This is a genomic window from Parendozoicomonas sp. 209JJ7-1, from assembly GCF_058147085.1.
On record NZ_JBYVJU010000023.1, the window covers coordinates 18,706 to 42,152 of the forward strand.

At 50.0% G+C, this 23,447-nt stretch carries 25 protein-coding genes; 9 read left to right on the plus strand and 16 right to left on the minus strand.

Features of this window, described 5'->3' with window-relative positions; genetic code table 11:
* Positions 1-64 precede the first annotated feature (64 nt).
* The gene (locus ACY2RQ_RS18040; protein WP_490114394.1) at positions 65-1,477 is read left to right on the plus strand and encodes a cache domain-containing protein; all 1,413 of its coding nucleotides are present in this window, start codon (positions 65-67) and stop codon (positions 1,475-1,477) included.
* The gene (locus ACY2RQ_RS18045) at positions 1,477-2,124 is read left to right on the plus strand and encodes a response regulator (protein ID WP_490114395.1); all 648 of its coding nucleotides are present in this window, start codon (positions 1,477-1,479) and stop codon (positions 2,122-2,124) included. The genes ACY2RQ_RS18040 and ACY2RQ_RS18045 overlap by 1 nt, the downstream gene beginning before the upstream one ends.
* Positions 2,125-2,320: 196 nt before the next feature.
* Here the strand turns inward: ACY2RQ_RS18045 and thrC are convergent, their stop codons facing one another.
* The 4 genes from thrC to xerD form a co-directional block, all read right to left on the minus strand.
* The gene (thrC, locus tag ACY2RQ_RS18050; protein ID WP_490114396.1) at positions 2,321-3,721 is read right to left on the minus strand and encodes a threonine synthase; all 1,401 of its coding nucleotides are present in this window, start codon (positions 3,719-3,721) and stop codon (positions 2,321-2,323) included.
* Positions 3,722-3,739: 18 nt separating this feature from the next.
* Entirely contained in the window at positions 3,740-5,038 is a 1,299-nt protein-coding gene (locus ACY2RQ_RS18055; protein WP_490114397.1) for a homoserine dehydrogenase, read from the minus strand.
* Between the two features lie 220 nt (positions 5,039-5,258).
* Complete coding sequence (locus ACY2RQ_RS18060) at positions 5,259-6,035, minus strand: DsbC family protein (protein WP_490114398.1); 777 nt, start codon at positions 6,033-6,035, stop codon at positions 5,259-5,261.
* A gap of 180 nt (positions 6,036-6,215) precedes the next feature.
* Positions 6,216-7,136 (minus strand): site-specific tyrosine recombinase XerD, encoded by a 921-nt coding sequence (xerD, locus tag ACY2RQ_RS18065; RefSeq protein WP_490114399.1) that lies wholly within the window; start codon positions 7,134-7,136, stop codon positions 6,216-6,218.
* A 45-nt stretch (positions 7,137-7,181) separates the two neighbouring features.
* Here xerD and ACY2RQ_RS18070 point away from each other — a divergent pair, with 45 nt between their 5' ends.
* A complete protein-coding gene (locus ACY2RQ_RS18070) occupies positions 7,182-7,478 on the plus strand; it encodes a hypothetical protein (RefSeq protein ID WP_490114400.1) in 297 nt (98 codons plus the stop codon).
* A gap of 83 nt (positions 7,479-7,561) precedes the next feature.
* On the opposite strand, the gene ACY2RQ_RS18075 is transcribed toward ACY2RQ_RS18070, so the two are convergent.
* The 4 genes from ACY2RQ_RS18075 to ACY2RQ_RS18090 form a co-directional block, all read right to left on the minus strand.
* Positions 7,562-8,623 carry a trypsin-like serine peptidase gene (locus tag ACY2RQ_RS18075; protein ID WP_490114401.1) on the minus strand — a complete coding sequence of 354 codons (1,062 nt, stop codon included), beginning with the start codon at positions 8,621-8,623 and terminating at the stop codon, positions 7,562-7,564.
* A 12-nt stretch (positions 8,624-8,635) separates the two neighbouring features.
* Positions 8,636-9,235 carry a hypothetical protein gene (locus ACY2RQ_RS18080; protein ID WP_490114402.1) on the minus strand — a complete coding sequence of 200 codons (600 nt, stop codon included), beginning with the start codon at positions 9,233-9,235 and terminating at the stop codon, positions 8,636-8,638.
* Positions 9,236-9,334: 99 nt separating this feature from the next.
* Positions 9,335-9,715, minus strand: coding sequence for a hypothetical protein (locus ACY2RQ_RS18085; RefSeq protein WP_490114403.1), 381 nt, complete (start codon positions 9,713-9,715; stop codon positions 9,335-9,337).
* Positions 9,716-10,782: 1,067 nt separating this feature from the next.
* Positions 10,783-11,142, minus strand: coding sequence for a hypothetical protein (locus tag ACY2RQ_RS18090; protein ID WP_490114404.1), 360 nt, complete (start codon positions 11,140-11,142; stop codon positions 10,783-10,785).
* 191 nt (positions 11,143-11,333) lie between these two features.
* On the opposite strand from ACY2RQ_RS18090, the gene ACY2RQ_RS18095 reads away from it, so the two are divergent.
* On the plus strand, positions 11,334-13,610 hold the full coding sequence (locus tag ACY2RQ_RS18095; RefSeq protein WP_490114405.1) for a hypothetical protein: 2,277 nt from the start codon (positions 11,334-11,336) through the stop codon (positions 13,608-13,610).
* Between the two features lie 87 nt (positions 13,611-13,697).
* Here ACY2RQ_RS18095 and rplS read toward each other — a convergent pair whose 3' ends face one another.
* From rplS to rpsP, 4 genes are read right to left on the minus strand one after another with little or no spacing between them, the layout of a single operon-like run.
* Positions 13,698-14,051, minus strand: coding sequence for a 50S ribosomal protein L19 (gene rplS, locus ACY2RQ_RS18100; protein ID WP_490114406.1), 354 nt, complete (start codon positions 14,049-14,051; stop codon positions 13,698-13,700).
* A gap of 59 nt (positions 14,052-14,110) precedes the next feature.
* Positions 14,111-14,875 (minus strand): tRNA (guanosine(37)-N1)-methyltransferase TrmD, encoded by a 765-nt coding sequence (gene trmD, locus ACY2RQ_RS18105; protein ID WP_490114407.1) that lies wholly within the window; start codon positions 14,873-14,875, stop codon positions 14,111-14,113.
* Positions 14,876-14,888: 13 nt separating this feature from the next.
* Entirely contained in the window at positions 14,889-15,452 is a 564-nt protein-coding gene (gene rimM / locus ACY2RQ_RS18110) for a ribosome maturation factor RimM (protein ID WP_490114408.1), read from the minus strand.
* Complete coding sequence (rpsP, locus tag ACY2RQ_RS18115) at positions 15,452-15,688, minus strand: 30S ribosomal protein S16 (protein WP_490114409.1); 237 nt, start codon at positions 15,686-15,688, stop codon at positions 15,452-15,454. The genes rimM and rpsP overlap by 1 nt, the downstream gene beginning before the upstream one ends.
* A gap of 382 nt (positions 15,689-16,070) precedes the next feature.
* Here rpsP and ACY2RQ_RS18120 point away from each other — a divergent pair, with 382 nt between their 5' ends.
* Entirely contained in the window at positions 16,071-16,913 is an 843-nt protein-coding gene (locus tag ACY2RQ_RS18120; RefSeq protein ID WP_490114410.1) for a hypothetical protein, read from the plus strand.
* A 128-nt stretch (positions 16,914-17,041) separates the two neighbouring features.
* On the opposite strand, the gene ffh is transcribed toward ACY2RQ_RS18120, so the two are convergent.
* Positions 17,042-18,466 (minus strand): signal recognition particle protein, encoded by a 1,425-nt coding sequence (ffh, locus tag ACY2RQ_RS18125; protein WP_490114411.1) that lies wholly within the window; start codon positions 18,464-18,466, stop codon positions 17,042-17,044.
* A 261-nt stretch (positions 18,467-18,727) separates the two neighbouring features.
* Between ffh and ACY2RQ_RS18130 the strand changes: the two genes are divergently transcribed.
* Together ACY2RQ_RS18130 and ACY2RQ_RS18135 are read left to right on the plus strand one after the other, a co-directional pair.
* Positions 18,728-19,522, plus strand: coding sequence for a cytochrome C assembly family protein (locus tag ACY2RQ_RS18130; RefSeq protein WP_490114412.1), 795 nt, complete (start codon positions 18,728-18,730; stop codon positions 19,520-19,522).
* A gap of 12 nt (positions 19,523-19,534) precedes the next feature.
* Complete coding sequence (locus ACY2RQ_RS18135) at positions 19,535-20,797, plus strand: HlyC/CorC family transporter (protein ID WP_490114413.1); 1,263 nt, start codon at positions 19,535-19,537, stop codon at positions 20,795-20,797.
* Between the two features lie 3 nt (positions 20,798-20,800).
* Here ACY2RQ_RS18135 and ACY2RQ_RS18140 read toward each other — a convergent pair whose 3' ends face one another.
* From ACY2RQ_RS18140 to ACY2RQ_RS18150, 3 genes are all read right to left on the minus strand, one after another.
* On the minus strand, positions 20,801-21,010 hold the full coding sequence (locus ACY2RQ_RS18140; RefSeq protein WP_490114414.1) for a DUF1289 domain-containing protein: 210 nt from the start codon (positions 21,008-21,010) through the stop codon (positions 20,801-20,803).
* Positions 20,988-21,527, minus strand: coding sequence for a gamma carbonic anhydrase family protein (locus ACY2RQ_RS18145; RefSeq protein WP_490114415.1), 540 nt, complete (start codon positions 21,525-21,527; stop codon positions 20,988-20,990). The genes ACY2RQ_RS18140 and ACY2RQ_RS18145 overlap by 23 nt, the downstream gene beginning before the upstream one ends.
* 79 nt (positions 21,528-21,606) lie before the next feature.
* Entirely contained in the window at positions 21,607-22,302 is a 696-nt protein-coding gene (locus tag ACY2RQ_RS18150) for an NUDIX hydrolase (RefSeq protein ID WP_490114416.1), read from the minus strand.
* Positions 22,303-22,413: 111 nt separating this feature from the next.
* Between ACY2RQ_RS18150 and ACY2RQ_RS18155 the strand changes: the two genes are divergently transcribed.
* Together ACY2RQ_RS18155 and ACY2RQ_RS18160 are read left to right on the plus strand one after the other, a co-directional pair.
* Positions 22,414-22,797, plus strand: coding sequence for a hypothetical protein (locus ACY2RQ_RS18155; RefSeq protein WP_490114417.1), 384 nt, complete (start codon positions 22,414-22,416; stop codon positions 22,795-22,797).
* A 185-nt stretch (positions 22,798-22,982) separates the two neighbouring features.
* Positions 22,983-23,372, plus strand: a complete 390-nt coding sequence (locus ACY2RQ_RS18160; RefSeq protein ID WP_490114418.1) for a hypothetical protein — start codon at positions 22,983-22,985, stop codon at positions 23,370-23,372.
* The last annotated feature ends 75 nt before the right edge of the window (positions 23,373-23,447 follow it).

A 23,447-nucleotide genomic window follows, 5' to 3' on the forward strand; every position in this document is an offset into this window, starting at 1 on the left:
ATTTTGCAGGTGTAAACAGGCCACTGTTTGCACCTGCGCTGTATCAGGGATAAGCTCGGCAGCAATGACAGTCAGAACGTTTTTTGCAGTGTCTCTAAAAACCAAAATACTATCGCTGACAATTCTTCCACTTATCTTTATCTCTGTAGCAATCACTGTCGTTAATCAGCGGCAGGTCAGAGAACTCTCCGATAGGGAAATTTCAACGTTCGAAAAAAACCTGATGAACTCCAAGCGTGAGCAGCTGCAGCACTATGTGGCACTCGGGCTGGGGGCTATCTCCCCCTCCCTGGCTGGCCTGGAGCAGGGGCGCAATCGTGCCGAGGTGGAGCAGGAGGTCAAGGATATTATCGACTCTCTCTCCTATGGTGACGATGGTTACTATTTCGCCTATACCCCCGAAGGTGTGAATCTTGTGCATCCGGTGCAGCCAGAGTTGGTGGACCAGAACCTGGTGGACTTTCGGGACAGCGACGGCAAATACCTGATCCGAGACCTGCTCAGTAAAGCTGCCCAGGGAGGCGGCTTTTCCCGTTATAAATGGCGCAAACCTTCTGAAAACGGACAGGAGGATAAACTCAGTTATGTGGTGACCATTCCCCAGCTGGGCTGGATGATGGGTACCGGGCTCTATGTGGATGATATTGCCGATGAGGTTGCCGCCATTCGTAAGGGCGTGAAGGAGAATATCCACAAAACCTTTTTTACCGTGGTGATGATTATCTCCGGCACCGTGGTGTTGATTATCTTTCTTGGCCTGGCCATTAATATTCATCAGTCCCAGCTGGCGGATAAAAAACTCAAGGAAATGACCCAGCGCTCGCTGCAGTTGCAGGTGCATCAGCGACGGGTATTTGCAAGGGAGCTCCATGACGGCATAAACCAGATGATGGTTTCCGCCAAACTGAGACTGGGGCTGGTGAAAAAGAAATGGGAGCAGGATGAAAACCTGGCCCGGGAGCATCTGAAGAAAACCTCGGACATTATTGATCATGCGATACAAGAGGTTCGTCGCGTATCCCATAACCTGCGACCCATTGTTCTGGATGATCTGGGGCTGGAAGCGGCCCTGAAAATGATGCTTGAGGATCTGGCCGAGAGTCGGGGCATTGAAGTGAGCTGCAGGGTCAGCCTGCCGGACCACCGGCTACCGGATATTGTTGAAATCACCCTGTACCGGATTGTCCAGGAAGCCCTGACCAATATTGAGCGCCATGCCAATGCCAGGCGGGTCGATCTGCGTATTCGCTCCCGGCATAACGAAATTGTCGAACTGCAATTGAAAGACGATGGTCGTGGTTTTACCGTTGAGCAGGTCGAAGCGGGTATCGGATTAACCAATATGCGTGAGCGTACCGAACTGCTGGGCGGCCGGTTTAGTGTGGACAGCCCGATTTATCTCTCAGGGGCTCAAGGCGGAAGTGGAACAATGATTGAAGCTGTTTTTTATCTCAACTCTATTAGCGAGGTGGCCTGATGAGCGATACGATTCGGGTACTGCTGGCTGATGACCACCCCATGGTGCGGGAAGGACTCAAGGCCAGCCTGGATGGTGAAGGGGGCCTGTCGGTGGTTGCTGATGTGGCCAATGGTCGTGAAGCCCTGAATCAGGCCGCAGAAGTGCGCCCGGATGTGGTGCTGCTGGATATTTCCATGCCTGTTTTGGGAGGATTAGAAACCGCTATTGAGTTCCGTAAAAAGATGCCGGAGATCAAAGTGTTGATTCTGACCATGCACGCGGACCGGGAGTATATGCTGAAAATGGTACAGGCCGGCGTTGCCGGTTATGTGCTGAAGGATGTGGCTGCCGAAGAGATCGCTTTGGCAGTACAGACTGTTTATCACGGCGGTACTTATTTCAGCTCAGGAGTCTCGGGCATTCTTTTTAATGAAAAGACAGTAACAGAGAGTTCACCGAAGGTGGTGACTGGGCTGTCACCCAGGGAAGAGAGTGTCCTCAAGTTACTGGCAAGTGGTCATGTGAATAAGGGAATCGCCAGAAAGCTGGAAATCTCCGTGCGTACTGTGGAAGCCCATCGACACAACATTAAGCAGAAACTGGAGATTTCCACTTTGGCGGGACTGATCAGATATGCCATTGAACATAATTTGGTCGAGCCTTGAAAGGCTACTTAAAAGACTTCGCCAGATTCTCCGATTAATGACTGGCACGCGTCCATACATGGGAAATAAATTTAACGCGACCACTTAAAGCTGCTCTATGCCCTTGCTGACGGGCATTTCCCAATTTATCGGGTGAAAAAAAACGCAGGTTTGAAAACCTGCGTTTTTCAATCTGTCAAACCAGTTCCTCGGTCTTTTACAGCCCAAGCACTGAACGGATATGATTATGAACCTCGCCTATATCATTATCCAAAATCTCATACTGTTCCGGGCGCTCATGGAGATCAGCCAGCCACTGGGGTAAAACCGGCTCGTCAAGCCCCGCCCGGACAACGGATTCCGGGAACTTCACCGGGTGCGCTGTCGCCAGTGTCACAACTGGCACGCTCTTATCGGTCCGGCATGCCCGCGCAGCCTTAACGCCAATCGCAGAGTGAGGATCAAGCAGATAACCACCGCACTGGTCAGACACCTGTTTAATCACCGAGACAACTTCTTCATCAGAAGAACGGTCACTACGGAACAATTCACGGACAGAAGCCATGGCTGCATTATTAATGGAAATTGCTCCGCTCTTATCAAAAGCCTCCATAACAGCACGGAGTTTTTCGCCATTCCGGTCATGGATATCAAACAGAAGACGTTCAAAGTTACTGGACACCATAATATCCATACTGGGAGAAAGAGTCGGCTCCAGCGGGCCTTTACTGTAATCGTTATCAGCAAAGAAGCGGTGCAGAATATCATTCTGATTGGTAGCCACAATCAGCTGCTTCACCGGCAGCCCCATACCTTTGGCAATATAACCGGCGAAAATATCACCGAAATTACCTGTGGGTACTGAGAAGGAAACCTCTTTATCCGGTGCTCCCAATGAAAGAGCAGCATGGAAGTAGTAAACAACCTGAGCCATGATACGGGCCCAGTTAATAGAGTTGACCGCCACCAGACGACGTTTGCCTTCCAGGAAACTTTGATCCGCAAAGCTGGCTTTTACCATCGCCTGGCAGTCATCGAAGGTACCTTCAATGGCAATATTATGGACATTTTCAGCCAGTACTGTCGTCATCTGACGACGCTGAACTGCCGACACCCGGTTATGGGGATGCATGATAAAAATATCCACATACTCACAGGCCCGGCAACCTTCAATAGCCGCAGAACCTGTATCACCGGACGTGGCTCCCAGAATTACCGCCTTTTCACCACGGCGGCTCAGAGCTTCATCCAGCAGACGGCCCAGCAACTGCAGGGCAAAGTCTTTGAAAGCCAGGGTCGGTCCATGGAACAGTTCCATCACCCACTCGTTAGTATCCAGCTGAATCAGGGGCGCGACAGCTTTGTGACGGAAAGCACCGTAAGTGTCATTAATCACTTTCTGAAGCTGATCTTCTTCCAGAAAATCAGCCACGAACGGGCGGATAACCTCAATGGCCAGCTCGGCGTAGTCCAGCTTTGCCAGACGCACCATATCTTCATGGCTGAAACGGGGCAGTGATTCCGGAATATAAAGGCCGCCATCACTGGCCAGGCCAGTCAACATCACATCTTCAAAACCCAGTGTCGGGGCTTGCCCGCGGGTACTGATATATTTCATTATTTCTCCCGCCTTTTATTAATTCAGGTGTTCGGCACGGATATGGGTGACAGGCCCGGAAACATCATTCAGTTTCTCAAGTTCACCCAGAGCATTCAGCAAAGAAGATTCTCTGGCTTCGTGGGTCAGCAGAACGATATCTGCAATACCATCTTCCCCACGAGCTTCTTTCTGCAACAGAGCATCAATGTTAATGCCGTAGTGGCCGAGTGCCTCTGTCACTTTCATCAGCACGCCGGGATGGTCTTTTGCCCGAATGCGCAGATAGGCCGCGGCAACCACATCACCAATAGGCAGCACCGGTACATCCTCTCCGCCATCGATGGCCGAAAGAGGTGCTACAGCCACTTCCGGCGCATCAATCAAACGGGCAATGTCGGCTATATCCGCCACAACAGCAGAGGCTGTGGGTTCACTACCCGCGCCAGCACCGTAATAGAGGGTCTGGCCAACGGCATCACCATCCACCAGCACAGAGTTCATGACACCATTGACGCTGGCCAGCAGGTGGGTTTCCGGAACCAGCGTGGGGTGTACCCGTAGCTCAACTCCCTGCTCTGTTCTTCTTGCAATACCAAGATGTTTGATGCGATAACCCAACTCTTCAGCGTACCGGAGATCATCCGGAGTGACCTTGCTGATACCTTCGGTAAAGGTTTTATCAAACTGCAGAGGCGTACCAAAAGCATTTGCCGCAAGAATAGCCAGTTTATGGGCAGCATCAATACCTTCCACATCAAAGGTCGGGTCTGCTTCCGCATAACCCAGCTCCTGAGCCTGTTTCAGTACATCAGAAAAGGGGATGTCCTTCTCTTTCATCTCCGTAAGAATAAAGTTACCGGTGCCGTTAATAATACCCGCCAGCCAGTTAATACGGTTGGCAACCAGACCCTCACGCAGGGACTTGATTACGGGAATACCACCGGCAACACCCGCTTCATAGGCGACAATAACATTCTTCTTGCGGGCCATGGCAAAGATCTCATTGCCATGTATGGCAATCAAGGCCTTGTTAGCCGTAACAACATGCTTGCCATTTTCAATGGCAGTCATCACCAGTTTGAGGGCAACATCATAACCACCAATCAGCTCGACCAGGATATCAATCTCGGGGTTGGTAGCGACGGCAAAAATATCATCGGTCACCGGAATACCGGTGGTATCACAGGCTGGGTTGGGCCGACGGGCACCAATCTGGACAACACGCAGTTCCCGTTCAGTGCGATTGCTTAAAATAGCAGCATTGCGTCGTAAAACATTGACCGTACCACTGCCGACAGTTCCCAGTCCGCAGACCCCTACATTGACAGACTTCAAGTGACACCCCACCTCTGGCCAGAATTTATTATTGCTGAACCGGCATTCTTAAGAATTTTTCCACCGGATACATAAAGATGGGAAAAGATTATAACGTCAGCCTCGCTACCACAATAGCCCGACAGACAGGGAGAAAAAGATTCTGGGAAGGAGGAACAGGGAGAAAGGATGTTTCAGCACCAGAACTGCGCTAAAAGCACAATTCTGGTGTTGAAAATATTTATAAACCCATCAGCTTCAAAAGGGCAGGGGCAGGCTGGTAACCGGGAATACTGCGACCATCTTCAAGGTAGATCGCGGGGGTTCCACGCACTCCAAGGCTGCTTCCCAGTTCAAACTGGGCAAGAACCGGATTATCACAGGTCAAAGGCTCAAGAGAGCCACCGCTCTTCAGGGTGTTCATGGCAGATTTTCTGTCCTTGGAACACCAGGCCGTAACCATCTTGGCGTAGGCTGGTGCCTTCTGGCCGCCACGGGGGAATGCCAGATAACGCACCTCTACCCCGTTGTCATTCAGTTCAGGAACTTCCTGGTGCAGCTTGCGGCAATATCCGCAATCAACATCCGTAAACACATACATAATGGCCCTGCGTTCTCCTTTGGCCGGGAAAACAACCATATCCTTTGAATCAAGAGCCGCCAGCCGCTTTCTCACCAGTTCTTCACGAATCTTCTCACTGAGGTTATTCAGACCATCTTCCTGGATAGCCATCAGGTCACCGCTGAAAATATATTTACCATCCCCGGACATATTCAGCAGTTCACCGGATTTAAGAACCACCTGATACACACCGGCAACCGGGGTTTCCCGGACTGATTCCACCTTCAGAGATTCGTTGATAGCCGTCAGCCCCGCCTGAATGTTCTTCTCAGTCGGACCCACCGTTTTGGCCACCTCAGGCTTGCCTGACGCTGCCCTGGTTTCTTCAGCCTGGCTGATACCTGATACCATAATTACCGAAAGCACCAGTGCCCCCAGCCATGTTCTGTTGTTCATTGGCAACCTCATTTTTTGCGCCGGAATAATTTTTGTTAACAATAGCAGGGCAAAGCCTACCGGAGCATCTGTAGCTCTCTTTTTAGCTAACCCTGTAACTCTCTCTTTTTAGCTAACCCTGTAATTCTCGCAAAACCCTTTACCGTAAATTCCTCTGCCATAAATTCGCTATTTTCTCCATCATCCCCTGGGGTGATGCTGCTCATGGAGCTGCTTCAGCCGTTGTCGGGCGACATGAGTATAGATTTGAGTGGTCGACAGGTCACTATGTCCAAGCAATAGCTGTACAGCCCGTAAATCCGCTCCATTGTTCAGCAAGTGTGTAGCAAAAGCATGCCGCAGCACATGGGGAGACAGGGGTTTGTGAATGTCGGCCATCACCGCATATTTTTTAATCCTGTGCCAAAACGTCTGACGGGTTATGGGCTTTGCGTCACGCCCCGGAAACATAACGTCACTGACAGCCCCTTTCAAAAAATGACTCCGGGCTTCATTAAGGTAACGCTGCAGCCACTCGGCCGCAGCCTCACCCATGGGAACCAGTCGCTCTTTACCACCCTTGCCGGAGATACGCACCACACTCTGACGCAGATTCACCCTGGATACGTCCAGCTCCACCAGTTCAGATACCCGCAGCCCGCAGGCATAAAGCAGCTCCAACATGGCCCTGTCCCGCAGCCCGAGAGGCGTTCTCAAATCTGGAACTGCCAGTAAAGCATCGACATCGCCTTCTGTCAGGGTTTTCGGTAACCGCCTCCCCTGCCGAGGTGACTCCACAAGCAGGGCCGGATTTGTATCAATGCGCTCCAACCGGTACAGCCAGCGATAAAATCCCCTGACCGATGACAACATACGGGCCGAAGAATGGGCACTGTATTCCTGCTTTAGCCGCCAAGCCAGAAAATCACTCAAATCCTTCTGGGTCATGGATAACAGGTTTTCATTTTCACCGCGGGACTGTTGCCAACTGGCAAGCTGGGCAAGGTCACGACGGTAAGCCTGTCGACTGTTCTCACTTAATCCTTTCTCCAGCCACAGGAACTCGAGATATTCAGAAAGTTCGGGGGAAGCCCTGTTCTCCATATCAGCCACCGATGACATTCCTCACTCCAGTCATTCTTACAACCTTCCATCAATCAGCGTTTATTGTGCTCTACAGAGCCAGTCGGGATAAAACCTGTTTGTTCAGAAAGCGTTCACCAGACATTCCGTTCTGATTCAGTAGCCATCTTTAACGCTGGTGCCATTCACAATGAAGGCGGTGATTTCGACAAGGTTATCAATAACGAGAACATTGACGGTCTGCGCTTTGGTGTGACAGGAACAGGCAGCCAGATATACAGGGCATTCCGTTATCATTCCAAAATGGATGACAGATCTCACTATCGCCAGCGGCTTCTCCAGAAACTACTGGAGTTTCCCCCCAACCTTAGAAGCGTCTGAATGCAGCCGTTCGAATTTGCATGGTTGAATCACAACAGGTGTCTTTACAAGGATTATTATAAACGACTCTGAGCAGCAGACTCTCATTCAGAAAGCAGGCAACGACGACTGTTAACGAAGTGAAATAGCTCCATGGTTTTCTCATCAAGCCAAGGGGAAAAAACTGACCGCGCACCTATGTAATTATCGTATGATGAAAATACGCCAACTGCAAAGTTTCCACCCCTGCTGCTCTGGGTGTATTCACCAATCCAGGCTCCACCGCTACCTCCGGCAGTCGTTGGATTGTTACGCATTACGGCACCTCCTGAACTGTCATCTGAACTAAGACCGAATGCCACAACAGATGTTGTCCCCTGTACAGCAGACATCGCATTACCCTGAAAGGTATTGCCCGGATAACCAATATTGATGACGGACCTGTCGGGAAGCTCGGTTTTTAGTCCAAGAAAACCACCATGGGAATCTTCTGCCATATAAAGAAAGGCATAGTCCCAGCCAACTGAATTGTAGGTCAATCTACCATTGTAGTATTTCCATCCAGACCACATGGAAAGACACAACCAGTCGACAGGGATGCCCCGTCCATTTTCATACTGCTGCTGAAAAACAATGTTGTCAGACCAGGTCCCATCTGCACTGCGCAAACAATGGGCCGCCGTCATCACAACACGGGAGGACCCGACATATTGCGCGCTGCAACTAGTGTCTTTTCCATTGTTCGTAAAAAAAATCCTACCGCCGGCGGAAAAAGGATAATGTTTGACATTGGGCTTGAAAATCTGACCTTCTGTCGCTACAGCATCTGGCTGGAAGCCTGGGGGTGGTGTCCAGCCTGAGCTTTCAATTGACTCACTTGGCCCCGGCGGGGTGAAGGGACTTCTGCGGGTAATTTTTTGGAGGGAGACGGACTGATCCAGAGGTTGAGCATTTCTCATTTTTTCCGGTGTCCAGTAGCTTTTGGCTGCACTGCCATTAGTGAGCACGAATACATCATTCTCTTCCTCCCCGGCCGTTTCTTGTGCCCGCATTTTTACATTGAAATGACTGGCCGTGGCGGAAGAAGGAAAGAATACCTGAGATATGGCTCCCCACAAAAAACAGAATGGGTATATGAATCTGAAGGGGCAATGATGATGGAACATGACAATTCTCAACTAAGGACAGGAACCTGAGTGCTGCCCCGGAAGGCCAAAAACACAGCCATCGGTAACAGCGTACCTCCAGATGCAATCGGGGCTGCCCCTGGCGATCTGCTGCGGGCTGCCGTAATAGGCCATGTTGATATGTCGAGGTATCATAAAGGGGGTATTGAGCGAAATATCCTGCGGATAAAAGACTATCATCTTCATATTTCGCCAATCAGATGTGCTATCCACGAAATGCCCTGCATACTGGGACATGGGACCCCAGTCTTTCCCAGGGAATGCCGGTTGCTCGGAAGAAAAGCTGGCATATCCACTGCAGTTGCAATGGGCAGGTAAGCTGTGAGTGTCAGTGTTGCTTATATAGGTTGTGACATTATTTGTGTTTTTTTTTGCTTTCAGTACAGACATGCAGGCATGAAAACACTTTTGGTCGAAGCCTTCTGGAAATGCGTTATAACAGTGAAAGGCTGTGGCCTGTAACGTGCCATCAACAGTATATATATTCAGTGCTTGCGCGGTAGAGGGCGAGGGCGAGGGCGAGGCCACAATATTGCCTGCATTGCCTGCGGCAAGACCCCAGACAGTAACTGCAATGAACATGAAGCGCATCTGATTCTGCCTGCATCGTAGCCAAAGATATCGAAAAACGACGATAGAATACCAGCACAGCATCACAATCTCCGCTGAACCGGCTCAAATGAGCCAATCTTAAAAGTTACAGTTATAGCCTTCGAGGTAACGGCTGAAACTACTGAAAGAAACATTAAGACATGAACCGCTAAAGTAACCATTCACATCCATGGTGGCTTCTTCATATTTTTCTCCATTACTTAATGCAAGGCTTGCCATTCTGCCCTTGCACCAGTGTGTTTTGGCGCTACCCACGACACAGCTGGCCCAAACTACCACCTGAGCCCCTGGAGGAGCCTTAAGAAGCGAGCAGGCCTGACCTTGAGGCCGGCTGCACTCAATTGACTGACGGGTGGACGGATCATAAATAGTCACACCGGCCTGATAAAAACCAAGATTGAGAAAAGACACCTGCCCGTAGAGTAAATAGTTCTCATTAATCCGTGACTGTACAGTCACTGCATGGGCTTGCTGACAGATCGGGAGCATCAACAAGCAAGGAAGAATGTAACGCCATACCATAAATAATCTGCCTTGGTACTTCCGAAGCTTAATAGTTCGGCCTGCACGATCAACCTGGGTATTCCCTGACTTTACTAATTCTGGCAAGTCTGATTCTGCATTTTAAATTGGCTGTCAAAACTGATATTTGCGCTGCTACCACATAGCCCGCTCGCCTTAAAGACCACGTCAAGCCTGTTGTTGAAGACAATGTTCTGATCACCGTGTCCGGATTTTCCCCAGCTCACGGAGGGCATGTTCGTGTTGCCATGACATGAAGGTGGGTTAATGCCACAACCGGCCCACGCGACCACTCCACTTCCTGGAGCAACATTTGTATACAGACAACCCTGGGGGGATCTTGCCAGACATCCTATCCGCTGACCGGATACAATATCGACATACTCCAGATGAGCATCGAACGCCCCCTCATTCGACAACACCAGTGTTGCAAAAGGAGAAGGAGGAATACTCATGTTCGCAATTTCCGGTGGTACCGGCGGGGGAGAAGAGAGAACGGCCAGAGGCCAGAGCAGCATACCCAGTACGCTTGCCCGGCTACACGGCCTCCCCCCTGTACTTTTATACCAAACCGAATGAGTAGCAACGCAATATACAGAACGCATGGGGAAAGGACTCAGCATAACTCGTGTTCAAACAGACAGAGAGAAGTTTAGACGCTGATTTTGTTTTTATTATTCGATATTTGAATAACGTCGTTTATTTATATCTGTTAATAAAACTCAGACTGAAAGAACTGGCCATTTTGTAGTTGTCTCCTGAGCAATAGACTAAAGGTACAATCGTTTGCCCTGCGCTGTGGCAACCAGAAAAGGTTCAAGGTATCTTTCAGACAGTTAGTTATGGATAGACATGGAAAAAACATTTGCATGACTGAATCACAACAGGCGCCTTTGTAAAATTGATAAAGTGCCCCGGAGATAAGTGTCCCCGGAGATAACGGCGGCAATGATCCATAATCATAGTGGGACACCTGACCTCATAAATGACTTTTTAGACTGTTTTCAAAAATTAACATTAATATCAACATGACTAGCATGTGGATCAATATCCCTTCTGAAACACTCCTGCCCTCCGCCACCCGTGATAAGAATACCGTAGACTGAATGACCGTCTTCATGGCAAAAATTCATGGTGCATGATGTCCACGGTTTCAGTGCACAGTAGGAATCACCCGAACCAGCTTTATGCTGGCTATTGCAGTTATCCACAAACCAGAAGTTCCTCTCGCTGGTTCCGTTGTTATGAAAAGTAACGGTTTTCTGGTCAGCAGGCTGGGCGCAGCTAAACGCCAGAGCCTGTGTTCCTGACAGAACCAGAGGCAACATGACAAATGCCGCCTTAATGGCATGTAAAAAAGACATACAAGATTCCTTACACGACAAAAGGCCAGAGTATAGACAGAAATCAGCTCTACGATTTTTTCTTCTTCACAACGCTGTTAGTTTGTTTAACCTTTATACCCCCTCAGCAGAACATCTCTTCAATACCCCTGTCTGACTATTGAATAGTCCCGGTTTTATATTCTCTGCTTCTCCGGGATAACGGGAGAGATATGGCCAATTTACATGACATATCCAAAAGCTTAAGGTTGACCTTTCTGGCAACCTTCCTGAGTCTGTTCTTTTCCGCTGCAGCCCAGGGGGGGTACACAGGTCCTTCGGCAAATATTCTTGAGGCTCTTAAGCAGACTGTACTGAATATACAAGCCACGACCCCTGAGAACTCTACATCACAGGCCCCCGTTCCCGCTCTGAGCGACCATGGCCAGAAAAATCTTGCTGATGCCCTTCACGCGTATTTTCAGGCTTTCGCACGGCGCTACCCTGGAGTTGATCTAAACCAGAACGTCCAGAACCGGTGCATTTACTATCTGGTAAGCCTTGCCATGCAAACCCTGGGGGGATTTCAGGTGGATTCCTCTGTGGGATTCTGGCTACTTACCCTGAATCAGATTGGGGCGAATATGATGACTTTCGGAGTCAATCAGGAAGTAGCATTTGATGTCCACGGATTACTTGACGGCAATGCACAGCTTCAACTGGCTGAAGAGAATCAGGCTATTATTTATCTCTCCCAGCAACTTCAGGTTATGCAGATCACTAATACCCAGATCCAGGCCGACTATTTACAATTGCTGGCCTTGTTACAGCAGGAGCAACAAAATCAACAGGTACTGTTAGCAACGGCCAACGAGAACAGGAAAAAAAAGGAGGAGGCGGAAAAAAATATCCACCGTGAACGTAAGTCACGCGCCCGGGAAAAAAGAGACCTGGAGGATCAAAAAAAAGAACTTGAGAAAAAACTTCAAAAAACCCAGCAAAATAACCAGCAATCCCAACAAAAACTAATAGCTCAGGTAGAACATCTCAAACAACAGATAGCCCAACTGACAGCTCCGGTTCCACCAAAAGAAAATGACAACAGGCCAAAAACCGGTGACCAGCAAAACCCGCCTCCACAAATAAAAAGCTTTGCGCCTATCGCGGCAGCCGCTGCCAGAAGAGCCCCTGGAAGGCCCAACAGAAACGCCCACCCGCTGCGGACCTTTAAACGCTTTATAAAAAAACATCCCATGTCGACGCTGACAGCCCTGGCAAGCCTGTCTATCGCCTCAGCATGGTATTACACCTCAAGCTGGTGGCCCGGCACACAAAGCAACAATCAGGAGTCCTGTGACAACCTCAGCCATACTCCAATATTCAAGTTATGTTTGCACACTGAAGCCGAGAAAGACTCCGAGCTTATGGGCTTCTTTACCTTCTGGGATCAGAGACATGACAAAACCATCGTGGGGTTTGATGTAGAACTGGACTATTACCCCCGGGAAAACCTTCAGGGAACCCCCATGTACGATGATCCCGGTGAAATTTTCTCAGCCAGCCCCGTCAACAGAATGGAAAACAGTCAGGAATGGGTTGATGTACAGATACTTGGCGGATTTATAAACACCATTATCAGGCAAAAGGATTTCCCCATAAAAATTAAGAATAAAGCTGCCAGAATGAATATTGCTGATAATTTTTCCCGGTTTATCCGTTACTGCGGCTTTTTAAAATCAGGTACAACAGGTAAAGACGACAAGTATTATCCGGCCTGCGCCTCTGCCTATTTCAAAGACCAGCTTCTGGAAAGGCGCCGCCCTGTTCCGCCACATCTCCTTGAAGGCATTCAGGAGCAGGAAAAAATGCTGCTGGCCGATGAACAACTGCTCTCCTCTCTGGAAGCCGGCGATATGCTGGCAGGCACCAGGGTCTTTATGTTTTTCACCAACAACTTCCAGAGTATTTATCCCAACCCAAGTTTCACACAATTCGATTATCTGCAGTCGGCCCAGGATGAAAGTCTGAAAAACTGGGAGATGCTCCACAGAATGGGGTTACCCCGCGGCACCTACGACTACACGCTGATAACCATTTCCGGCCTCCAGCCGGGAAAAGCCTACATCCTGAAAAAAAGCAGGATGGCGGTCCCACATGAAGATCTGCAGTTCAGGAATGCCCACGGGAAAAAAGTCACTTATATAAAAGCCAGCCCCGAAGGTGAACTGACCTTCACCAGACCCTATACAACAGCGTTCCGCCTTGAAAGATATATGCCGGACAAGAAGACTGGCAGCATCGGAAATAACAATCAGAGCCTGTTGATTCCCAACACCCTGCTCCCCTGGGGGAAGCAGTGGACAACCTTTACCCACGAAAGGGTCTCTTACTCAGGCTATGAGAGTTTAAAAAGCCTGATGGGACCCAATAACATGGCCCTGGTCACCATACGGGTTCACAAAAAATCACGTACAGACAACCTTCTCGAAAGTGCAGCGTCTTCGCATTAATCCTGGCCTATAAATTCTGAACCATAAAAAAGGCGACCTTTCGGTCGCCTTTTTCTCGTCGTTTTGTCGCCAGGCAGTAGGTGAAGATTAGCCGAGCTTTTCTTTAATACGAGCAGCCTTACCACTCAGCTCACGCAGGTAGTACAGCTTAGCCTGGCGCACGTCACCGCGACGCTTGACTTCAATACTGGCAACCAGCGGGCTGTAGGTCTGGAAAGAACGCTCAACACCAATACCGTTGGAAATCTTACGTACAGTGAATGCAGAGTTCAGGCCGCGGTTACGCTTACCAATAACCACACCTTCGTACGCCTGCAGACGCTCACGGGTACCTTCCTTAACGCGAACCTGTATGACAACAGTGTCGCCGGGGGCGAAAGAAGGAATTTCTTTCTGCATCTGTTCAGCTTCAAGCTGCTGAATGATCTTGTTCTTGCTCATTTGCTCTGTTGCTCCCAAATAAGTCGAAATCGAGAACCCACTCAATATCGAAAAGTCATTTACCAAACTGTCGGGTCATTATCCGCGTCATGATGTTCGCGCATAAACTCCGCCAGCAACCGTTCTTCTTCACCGGTCATCGCTCTGCCTTCAAGAAGGTCAGGGCGTCTGAGCCAGGTGCGTCCCAGTGACTGCTTAAGCCGCCACCGGCGAATATGCTCGTGGTTACCCGAAAGCAGAACTTCCGGTACCGGCCGGTCTTCAAACACCTCAGGTCGGGTGTAATGAGGACAGTCAAGCAGGCCTTCAGCAAATGAATCTTCCTGAGCGGAATCTTGATGACCCAGGGTGCCCGGTACAAAGCGCGATACGGCATCGATAAGGGTCATGGCGGGCAATTCGCCGCCAGTCAGGACAAAGTCACCCAGAGACCACTCTTCGTCAATCTCTGTGGCTACCAGCCGTTCATCTATGCCTTCGTACCGTCCTGCGACCAAAACCAGCCTCTTCCTCTCAGCCAGCTCCTGTACTCCCCCCTGATCGAGCCTGCGCCCCTGGGGTGAGAGATAGATTACGGTCGTATCAGGACCAGCAGCTTCCTTTGCCGCCTGTATTGCATCACGCAGAGGTTGAATTTTCATCAACATGCCGGGACCACCGCCATAAGGCCGGTCATCCACTGTCCGATGTCTGTCATGGGTAAACTCCCGGGGATTCCAGGTATGCACCTCAATCAACCCCTGCCTGACCGCCCTGCTGCTTACACCGTGGTCGGTGATCGCCGCGAACATCTCAGGAAAAAGGGTTACGACATCGAACCTCATTCTGTATTCATGTTCAAAATTCCGGGTCCCATTCGACCCGGATGAACCCTTCTTCAAGGTTCACCTCATCCACCATCTGGTCTTCCAGCCAGGGTATCAGGCGTTCCCGCCTGTCGATACTGCCACTGGCGCCACGCACCACCAGCACATCATTGGACCCGGTTTCCATCAGATGATGAATCTTACCCAGATTAATGTCTTTGTCGTCATTATTCCGGGCCAGTACTGTCAGACCTTCCAGCTGATGCCAGTAATACTCATCAGCTGCCGGGGCCGGCAGTTCCCGACTGTTAACCAGGATTTCCGCACCAACAAACTGCTGGGCTGCGTCCCGGTCCGTGGTCCCTGAAAGCAGAGCAATAAGCCCTTTTCCATGAACACGACAACCGTCGAGTTTAACGGTCTGATTACGACCGTTGGGGTATCGCAATAGCCACTGCCGGTAGTCCAGGATATTGGTCATCGGATCAGTAAAGGAGTACACCTTCACCCAGCCTTTGATCCCGTATAGCGCCGTTATGCGCCCCATGACCAGAAGGTCAGCGGGTGCATTTACAGCTTCACCGGCAACAGTCATCAAGCGCTTTTCAGCAGTTGCTTGACGCGATCGCTCAGCTGAGCGCCCTGTTCAACCCAGTGGTTAACACGGTCAGTGTCAACACGCAGACGCTCTTCCTGACCACGAGCCTGCGGGTTAAAGAAACCTACGCGCTCGATGAAACGGCCAGTGCTGGCGTTACGGCTGTCAGCAACGGTCAGGTGATAAAAAGGACGCTTCTTGGAGCCGCCCCGGGCCAGACGAATAGTTACCATGAAATATTCTCTTCCTGTAGTAAGCAGAGCCTTACGGCAAAACGACGAAATCTGCCTCTTTTGTAACCGAACGCAGCATTCCCAGACGGGGCTGGCAGAGGCTGTTTCCGGGCGAACGAAGGCACAGAGCCTTCCTCCGCAAAGGCGCAGTATTCTACGGCATTTCCAGTTTTATGCAACATCAGGAAAAATGACCACAAAATCGTATAAAAACGACTACTGTTGGTACAGATTGCTCCGGGATACACTCCATGAAGCGCCCCCTCCCTACAGACTCTCCTAGCAGCACACTACCCGGCAGGAGCCGATTCCTAGAGTACAACGCTGGCTCTATCAGATTGCAGTCGGTTATGCCTATACCACACCTATAGTAGTGACGAGTATGATTTCCAGAATACTCTCTTTGCTTTGCCTTGCTCTCAGCCTTGATCTATCCGCCAATGCTACAGAAACGATTGAGGCCATTAACCGCATCCTTGCTGCGGGGGGTAAGGTTGACATTTTGTTAACGAGAATCAATGTAATGGAATCCCGAAAGATGTCCACATACAGATCAGTAACATCTCCCCCGGGAACAAGAAGAAGAGCCAAGGTAGGTTTCTCTGAAGCAAAACCCATTCGCTGGCGAGTAGAAAAATCCGAAATTGATCTTCTGTATGAACGGTATGCGTCTGATGACCGGGTTACTTTTACCGATGTCATCAGCACCTGGGATAAACGGGCAGTGCAACCAGGGGCATCTGGGTTTCAAATGGAGAGATACAGACAGGGGTTCACCCTGAAAAAATATGAGGAATTCTACATGGAGGTTATTTCCCATGGGGAAGGCGCAGGAAAAATGGAGTATGTCCTTGTGACATCGGCTTTAGAATACCAGCAGATGCTCAACAACGCTCCAGGAGGCAAGGGATACGTCAAACACCTCAGTGACCAGGGCATTGACCATGTCCTGATGGTAGGCGACTCAGACGAGAGACTCATACCTACGCTGAAAGACGACCTTCTCAGCGCTGGCAAAAATATCATCATCGACCCAAGCATGACCTATCCAAAATCTATCGCCGACCCAGACTATGAAGACAAGCCTCTTCCAGAAAGGCAAAGTGAAGATATGAAATGGTGGGAAGGGGTTAAAAACGAACACCCAGAGAGTGTAAATATTCTTCACCCATCACCGAAGGATGAAGAACGGGAGTGGGCTTACAGATCATGGTGCATACTATAAAGACAGATAATCCCTTGCCACCATAGAGGAAGGGAAAACCATACTGACTATAAAATACCGCTTATAAAAAAGAGTCCAAAGCTGGTCGGCTTTTGACTCTTCTTTATCTATATCACCAATAGTCTTAATCAGAACGGGAACTTTTTGCCTCCACCAGGGGGGAGCATACCGCCCATTCCTCCCATGCCTCCCATCCCTCCGGGCAGCTGGCCTTTCATGCCGCCAAGACCGCGCATCATTTTCGCCATGCCGCCTTTGCCGGTCATCTTCTTCATCATCTTGGCCATCTGCTTATGCTGCTTGATCAAACGGTTAATATCCTGAATCTGGGTACCGGAACCGGCAGCGATACGCTTTTTGCGGGAGCCGTTAATCACATCCGGGTTATGGCGTTCCTTGGGAGTCATGGAATTGATGATGGCTTCCATCTGCACGAACATTTTGTCCGCCTGGGGATTCTGGGCGGCCTGGGCCATATTGCCCATGCCCGGCAGCTTGTCCATCAGGCCGCCGAGACCACCCATGGATTTCATCTGCTGCAGCTGGTCTTTAAAATCTTCCAGATCAAAGCCCTTGCCCTTCTTGAGCTTGGACACCAGGCGGTCAGCCTTTTTCTTATCCAGCTTGTGCTCGGCCTCTTCCACCAGGGAGAGGATGTCACCCATACCCAGGATACGGGAGGCAACACGGTCAGGATGGAAGGGTTCCAGGGCATCAACCTTCTCGCCCATACCCAGGAATTTGATGGGCTTACCGGTAATATGACGCACAGACAGGGCAGCACCACCACGGGCGTCACCATCGGCCTTGGTCAGGATCACACCGGTCAGGGGCAGGGCATCGTTAAAGGCCTTGGCGGTGTTGGCCGCATCCTGACCGGTCATGGCGTCAACCACGAACAGGGTTTCGATGGGGTTGATAGTACTGTGGAGATCCTTGATCTCGTCCATCATGCTTTCATCAACATGGAGACGACCGGCGGTATCGATAATCACCACATCGATATGCTTCTGCTTCGCATCCTGAATGGCGTTGCGGGCGATATCGACGGGCTTCTGCTCGGTAGAAGAAGGGAAAAACGCCACACCCACTTCACTGGCCAGGGTTTCCAGCTGCTTGATCGCCGCAGGGCGGTAAACGTCCGCAGACGCCACCATCACGGACTTTTTCTTACGCTCATTCAGCCATTTGGAGAGTTTAGCCACAGAGGTGGTTTTACCCGCCCCCTGCAGACCCGCCATCAGGATGACGGCGGGTGGCTGGGTGGCCAGGTTCAGCTCATCATTGGCTGCCCCCATCACCTCAACCAGTTCGGCATTCACGATCTTAACGAACACCTGACCCGGGCTGAGGCTCTGCATCACCTCCTGGCCAACCGCACGTTCACGCACACGACCGACAAACTCTTTGACTACCGGCAGGGCGACATCCGCCTCCAGCAGGGCCATGCGCACTTCACGCAGGGTTTCTCTGATATTGTCTTCAGTAAGTTTCGCCTGGCCGGTGACATGCTGGAGTGTCTTTGACAGGCGATCAGAAAGGTTCTCAAACATCCGGCGCTCTCTTGATTCTGGCGATGTGAATAACTGTAAATCGGGGGATTATACCCCTATGGCCGCAACTCCTGCACCCCGGGTTTAAGAATCCCCAATCCCGGATTTCATAATATGGAGAAGCTCCACCCTCCTGAAATTTGAACAAAATCTGCCCCGAACAGGTATTTAATGGCACCTTCCGGTTGAAAGCAGGGGCTGCAGCACTTCACCACTGACACAGCTTATGCCAAACTCTCCCAACAGAGGGAAGGTAGGCGAATGATATTAGAAGTGCTCAGCATCCTCGCAATCATTCTGTATTCATGCAGCGCATTGAGTCAGTGGTTGCGAATCAAAGGGTGGAAAATTAATAAACTGTCGGTTCAACTGACGGCTTTGGCAGGTGCCGCAGCCCAGTGCCTCGGTATTTGCCAGATCTTCCATACCGGCCATGGCATCAACCTGCATTTCTATGCTGCGGCATCCCTCAGTTTCTGGATGGTGATCCTTATTGTCCTGATCAGCAGTATACGCAAACCGGTAGAAAACCTGCTGGTTGTACTGTTGCCCCTGAATATTGTCACCATCGCCGCCAGTGCCTTTCTGAAAGGTCCGCAGACACCTCTGGTTCTGCACCAGCCGGGTATTGTTTTTCATATTATTGTTTCCATCCTGGCCTACAGCGTACTCACCGTTGCCGCCTTTCAGGCCCTGCTGCTGGCCTACCAGGAAAACCACCTGAAACACCATCACCCCACTGGCATTGTCCGGGCTTTTCCGCCCATGCAGACCATGGAAAAACTGCTGTTTGAATTCATCTGGGCCGGCCTGATTCTGCTGACCCTGTGCCTGGGCAGCGGATTTGTTTTCCTGAAAGATATGTTCGCCCAGAACATCGCCCATAAAACAGTTCTGGGGGTTATGGCCTGGATGCTTTTTGGTATCCTTGTAGCCGGACGATCCTTTTTGGGCTGGCGGGGGAAAACCGCTATCCGCTGGACCCTGAGCGGCTTTGCCATATTGATGCTGGCCTTTCTTGGCAGCAAATTTGTTATTGACCTGGTTCTAAACTGAGAGCATACCACCTTGAACGAAGCACCCATCGGCATACTGCTGGGCGTCCTGTTTTTCCTGATCTTTCTTTCCGCATTCTTTTCCAGCTCGGAAACAGGCATGATGGCCATGAACCGCTACCGCCTGCGGCACATGGTAAAAAGCGGACACAAGGGAGCCATCCGCACCAGCAAGCTGCTGGAGCGTACCGACAGACTGATTGGGGTTATCCTGATTGGCAATAACTTCGTCAATATTCTTGCTTCTTCCATTGCCACCATTGTCGCCATCCGTCTGTGGGGTGACAGCGGTATTGCCATTGCCACCCTGGGTCTTACACTGCTGGTGCTGATTTTCGGAGAAGTCACGCCAAAAACCCTGGCTGCACTGCACCCTGAGAAGATTGCTTTTCCTGCCTCCGTCGTGCTTAAACCTTTACTGACCCTGCTCTATCCATTTGTTGTTGTGACCAACACCATCTCCAATGCCCTGTTGCGGCTACTGGGGGTCAATCCCGCTGATGCCAGCGGTGACCAGCTCAGCCAGGAAGAACTGCGCACGGTGGTGAACGAAGCCGGCAGTCTCATCCCTGCCCGCCACAAAGGCATGCTGGTGAATATTCTCGACCTGGAGAAGGTAACCGTTGACGATATCATGGTGCCCCGCAATGAAATTGTCGGTATAGATATCGAAGAAGATATTGCTGATATTCTCGACCAGCTGCGTACCACCCAGCATACCCGTATGCCGATTTATAAAGGGGATATCAACAATATTATCGGCATTCTGCATATGCGAAATATTGCCCGCCTGCTGAATCTGGAGGACATTAACAAAGCGGCGCTGTTAAACGAAACAACCGAGCCTTACTTCGTACCGGAAGTCACTCCCCTGCACACCCAGATGATTAACTTTCAGAAACAGAAACTGCGTTCAGCTTTTGTTGTGGATGAATACGGCGATGTACGCGGACTGGTTACCCTGGAAGATATTCTGGAAGAGATTGTCGGTGAATTTACTACTGATGTAGACGACATCAGCCAGGATATCACCCCACAGAAAGACGGCACTTTTATTATTGATGGTTCCGCAAGCATTCGGGAAACCAATAAGTCCCTGGACTGGGAACTGCCCATTGACGGTCCGAAAACCCTAAATGGCTTGATTACCGAATATATGGAAGAGATTCCCGAGTCCGGTGTCTGCCTGGCCATTGGCAATTACCGGATGGAAATTCTGCAGATTCGGGACAACATGGTGAAAACTGTAAAAGTCTGGGATAAGCGGAATCAGTAAATATTATTCCGGGGATGCTTTGTCCCCGGACTTTTCCTGCCTCTCCCCGCTGTTCTCCAGCACTTTTAGTTTCTGTTCACGGGTCATTACACCCCAGTCGCGAATTTCTTCGATAGTACGAAAACAGCCTGTACAGATATTGTTTTCATCCAGCTCGCAGACGGAAATACAGGGAGAACTAATGAGATAATCACGCAGGCGCAAACCGTTCATCCACCTTCAGCATTTGCTTATAACGCTTGAAATTCTGCACATAATGCTCTGCGGACATTTCCAGCATCTGTTTCCGGGAATCGGTAACATCTTTTACAATTTTGCCCGGCGAACCCATAACCACGGAACCATCAGGAATCACCTTGCCTTCCGGAATCAGAGCATTAGCGCCGATAATGCAATACTTGCCGATTTTCACGCCATTAAGAATCACCGCATTAATACCGATCAGACTGTAGTCGCCAACCTCACAGCCGTGAAGCATGACCTTATGGCCAACGGTTACGCCTTTACCAATGGTCAGAGGAATACCCGGGTCGGTATGGAGCACAGAGCCATCCTGCACATTACTGTTTTCACCAATGGTAATCAGATCATTATCACCACGTATCACTGCGTTATACCAGACACTGGCATTGTGCCCGAGCACCACGGAACCGATTACGGTGGCATTGTCAGCAATAAACCAGTCTTCTCCCTGACACTCCAGGGTTCTTTCGCCCAGTTGGTAAATCATTAAAATGACTCTTGAGACAGATAAAGGGAGTATTAAATTACCACAAACAGTGCGTTTACCAGAGAAAGGCAGTTCTCAATCAAAGGCGAAAGTCCGCCCCAAGGCCAAACTGCAAAAATTCCGCCAGCATAATCGCTGACAAACCCCAGATATGATATTCCCCATATTGCCAGGCCGGCACTTGATAGGCCCTGTGCTTGTAAGTGATGCGGTCTGTGCGTATCCGGCCCTGCTCCAGGAAGAAACGCACCGGCACACGGAAAATACGATCCAGTTCATCGGTATTGGCTACCAACTCAACACTGGGAGAGATAACACCGATAAAAGGCCGGACTCTCAAACCAAAACGGGACATCACATCATTCCCCGCACCCAGCACTTCAACGTCTGAGGGGGAGAGCCCAATCTCTTCATGGCTTTCCCTTAGCGCCGTCATCTCCAGATTCATATCCTCCGGGTCACGCTTTCCTCCGGGAAAGGCAACCTCACCGCTGTGGGTATTCATATGGGTTGAACGGCGGGTAAAAATAATTTCGGGATTGCTCTCATCCCTGGTCAGCGCGATCAGAACCGCAGCTTCAGGCATATCCCCAGCAAACTCACGGGGTGTATGCCCTTTCACTTGCTGGCGAATAGTCGTCAGTAGAAGGGTATCTGCATCCCTGCCCATCGCAGGTGCTGATAATGGTGGCATAAGCACTTTATTGTTTGAGGTATTACTATCATAGCGCCACTGGTCATGTGTGAATAGACCAATATGCATAGGATCTCTCATGAGGTCAGCAAAACCCTGCCGTGTTCTTCCGCTGTCTGCATGCACAGAAGGGATATATGTACCATCCTTAGCCCTCACCACCAATATATTGACTTACAGAGTGACTGACTGATGCTTTTTAAAAACTGCCATAACTACGTTTTTCTTGCCATGCTGACAGCCTTGGCTACGTCAGCGCCCGCGGAAGTTTATATTCAATATACGACGGGCTTGGATATCATACATGTCTATTGTGATGGCCAGAAATTCAACCTCAACTTTAGCGGAGGTACTGCAACATGCCATCATCACGAGGGCATTTCCATTGAGGTGACTCCAGGTGCCTATAGTTCATTTGGCGTGCAGTGGTCAAACGGAGACGGCCACTGTGCAGATCATTGGAGCTATAAAGGTGATCACGCCATATGCACACCAGGTGATTTACAGGATGGCCATACATATAAGATTTTTTACTGGGCGGCTTTTGTAAATTTTTACTGGCTGAGGGATGCTTAATGCAGGAGTTGACAGGAAAATAAAGACTGTGGCCGTAAAGCTGTGCTAGATCGCCTCAGATCTCCATAACCCTGTATGTCAGCAAAACCCTGCCGTGTTCTTCCGCTGTCTGCACGCACAGAGGCGATATGTGTGCCATCCTTAGCCCTCACCACCAATATATTGACTTACAGAGTGACTCTCTGATGCCTTTTAAAAACTGCCATAACTACGTTTTTCTTGCCATGCTGACAGCCTTGGCTACGTCAGCGCCCGCAGAAGTTTATATTCAATATACGACGGGGATTGATACGATATATGTCTATTGTGATGGCCATGTAACCTCCCTCAACATTAACGGAGATACTGTGACATGCCAGCATCACGAGGGCATTTCCATTGAGGTGGCTGCAGTCCCCTGGAATCCATTTGGCGTGCAGTGGTCAAACGGAGACGGACACTGTGCACATAATTGGAGCTATAAAGGTGATAATCGTCACGTCATATGCACACCAGGTGATTTACAGGATGGCCATACATATAAGATTTTTTACTGGGCGGCTTTTATAAATTTTTACTGGCTGAGGGATGCTTAATGCAGGAGTTGACAGGAAAATAAGACCATGGCCGTAAAGTTGTGCTAGATCGCCTCAGATCTCCATAACCCTGTA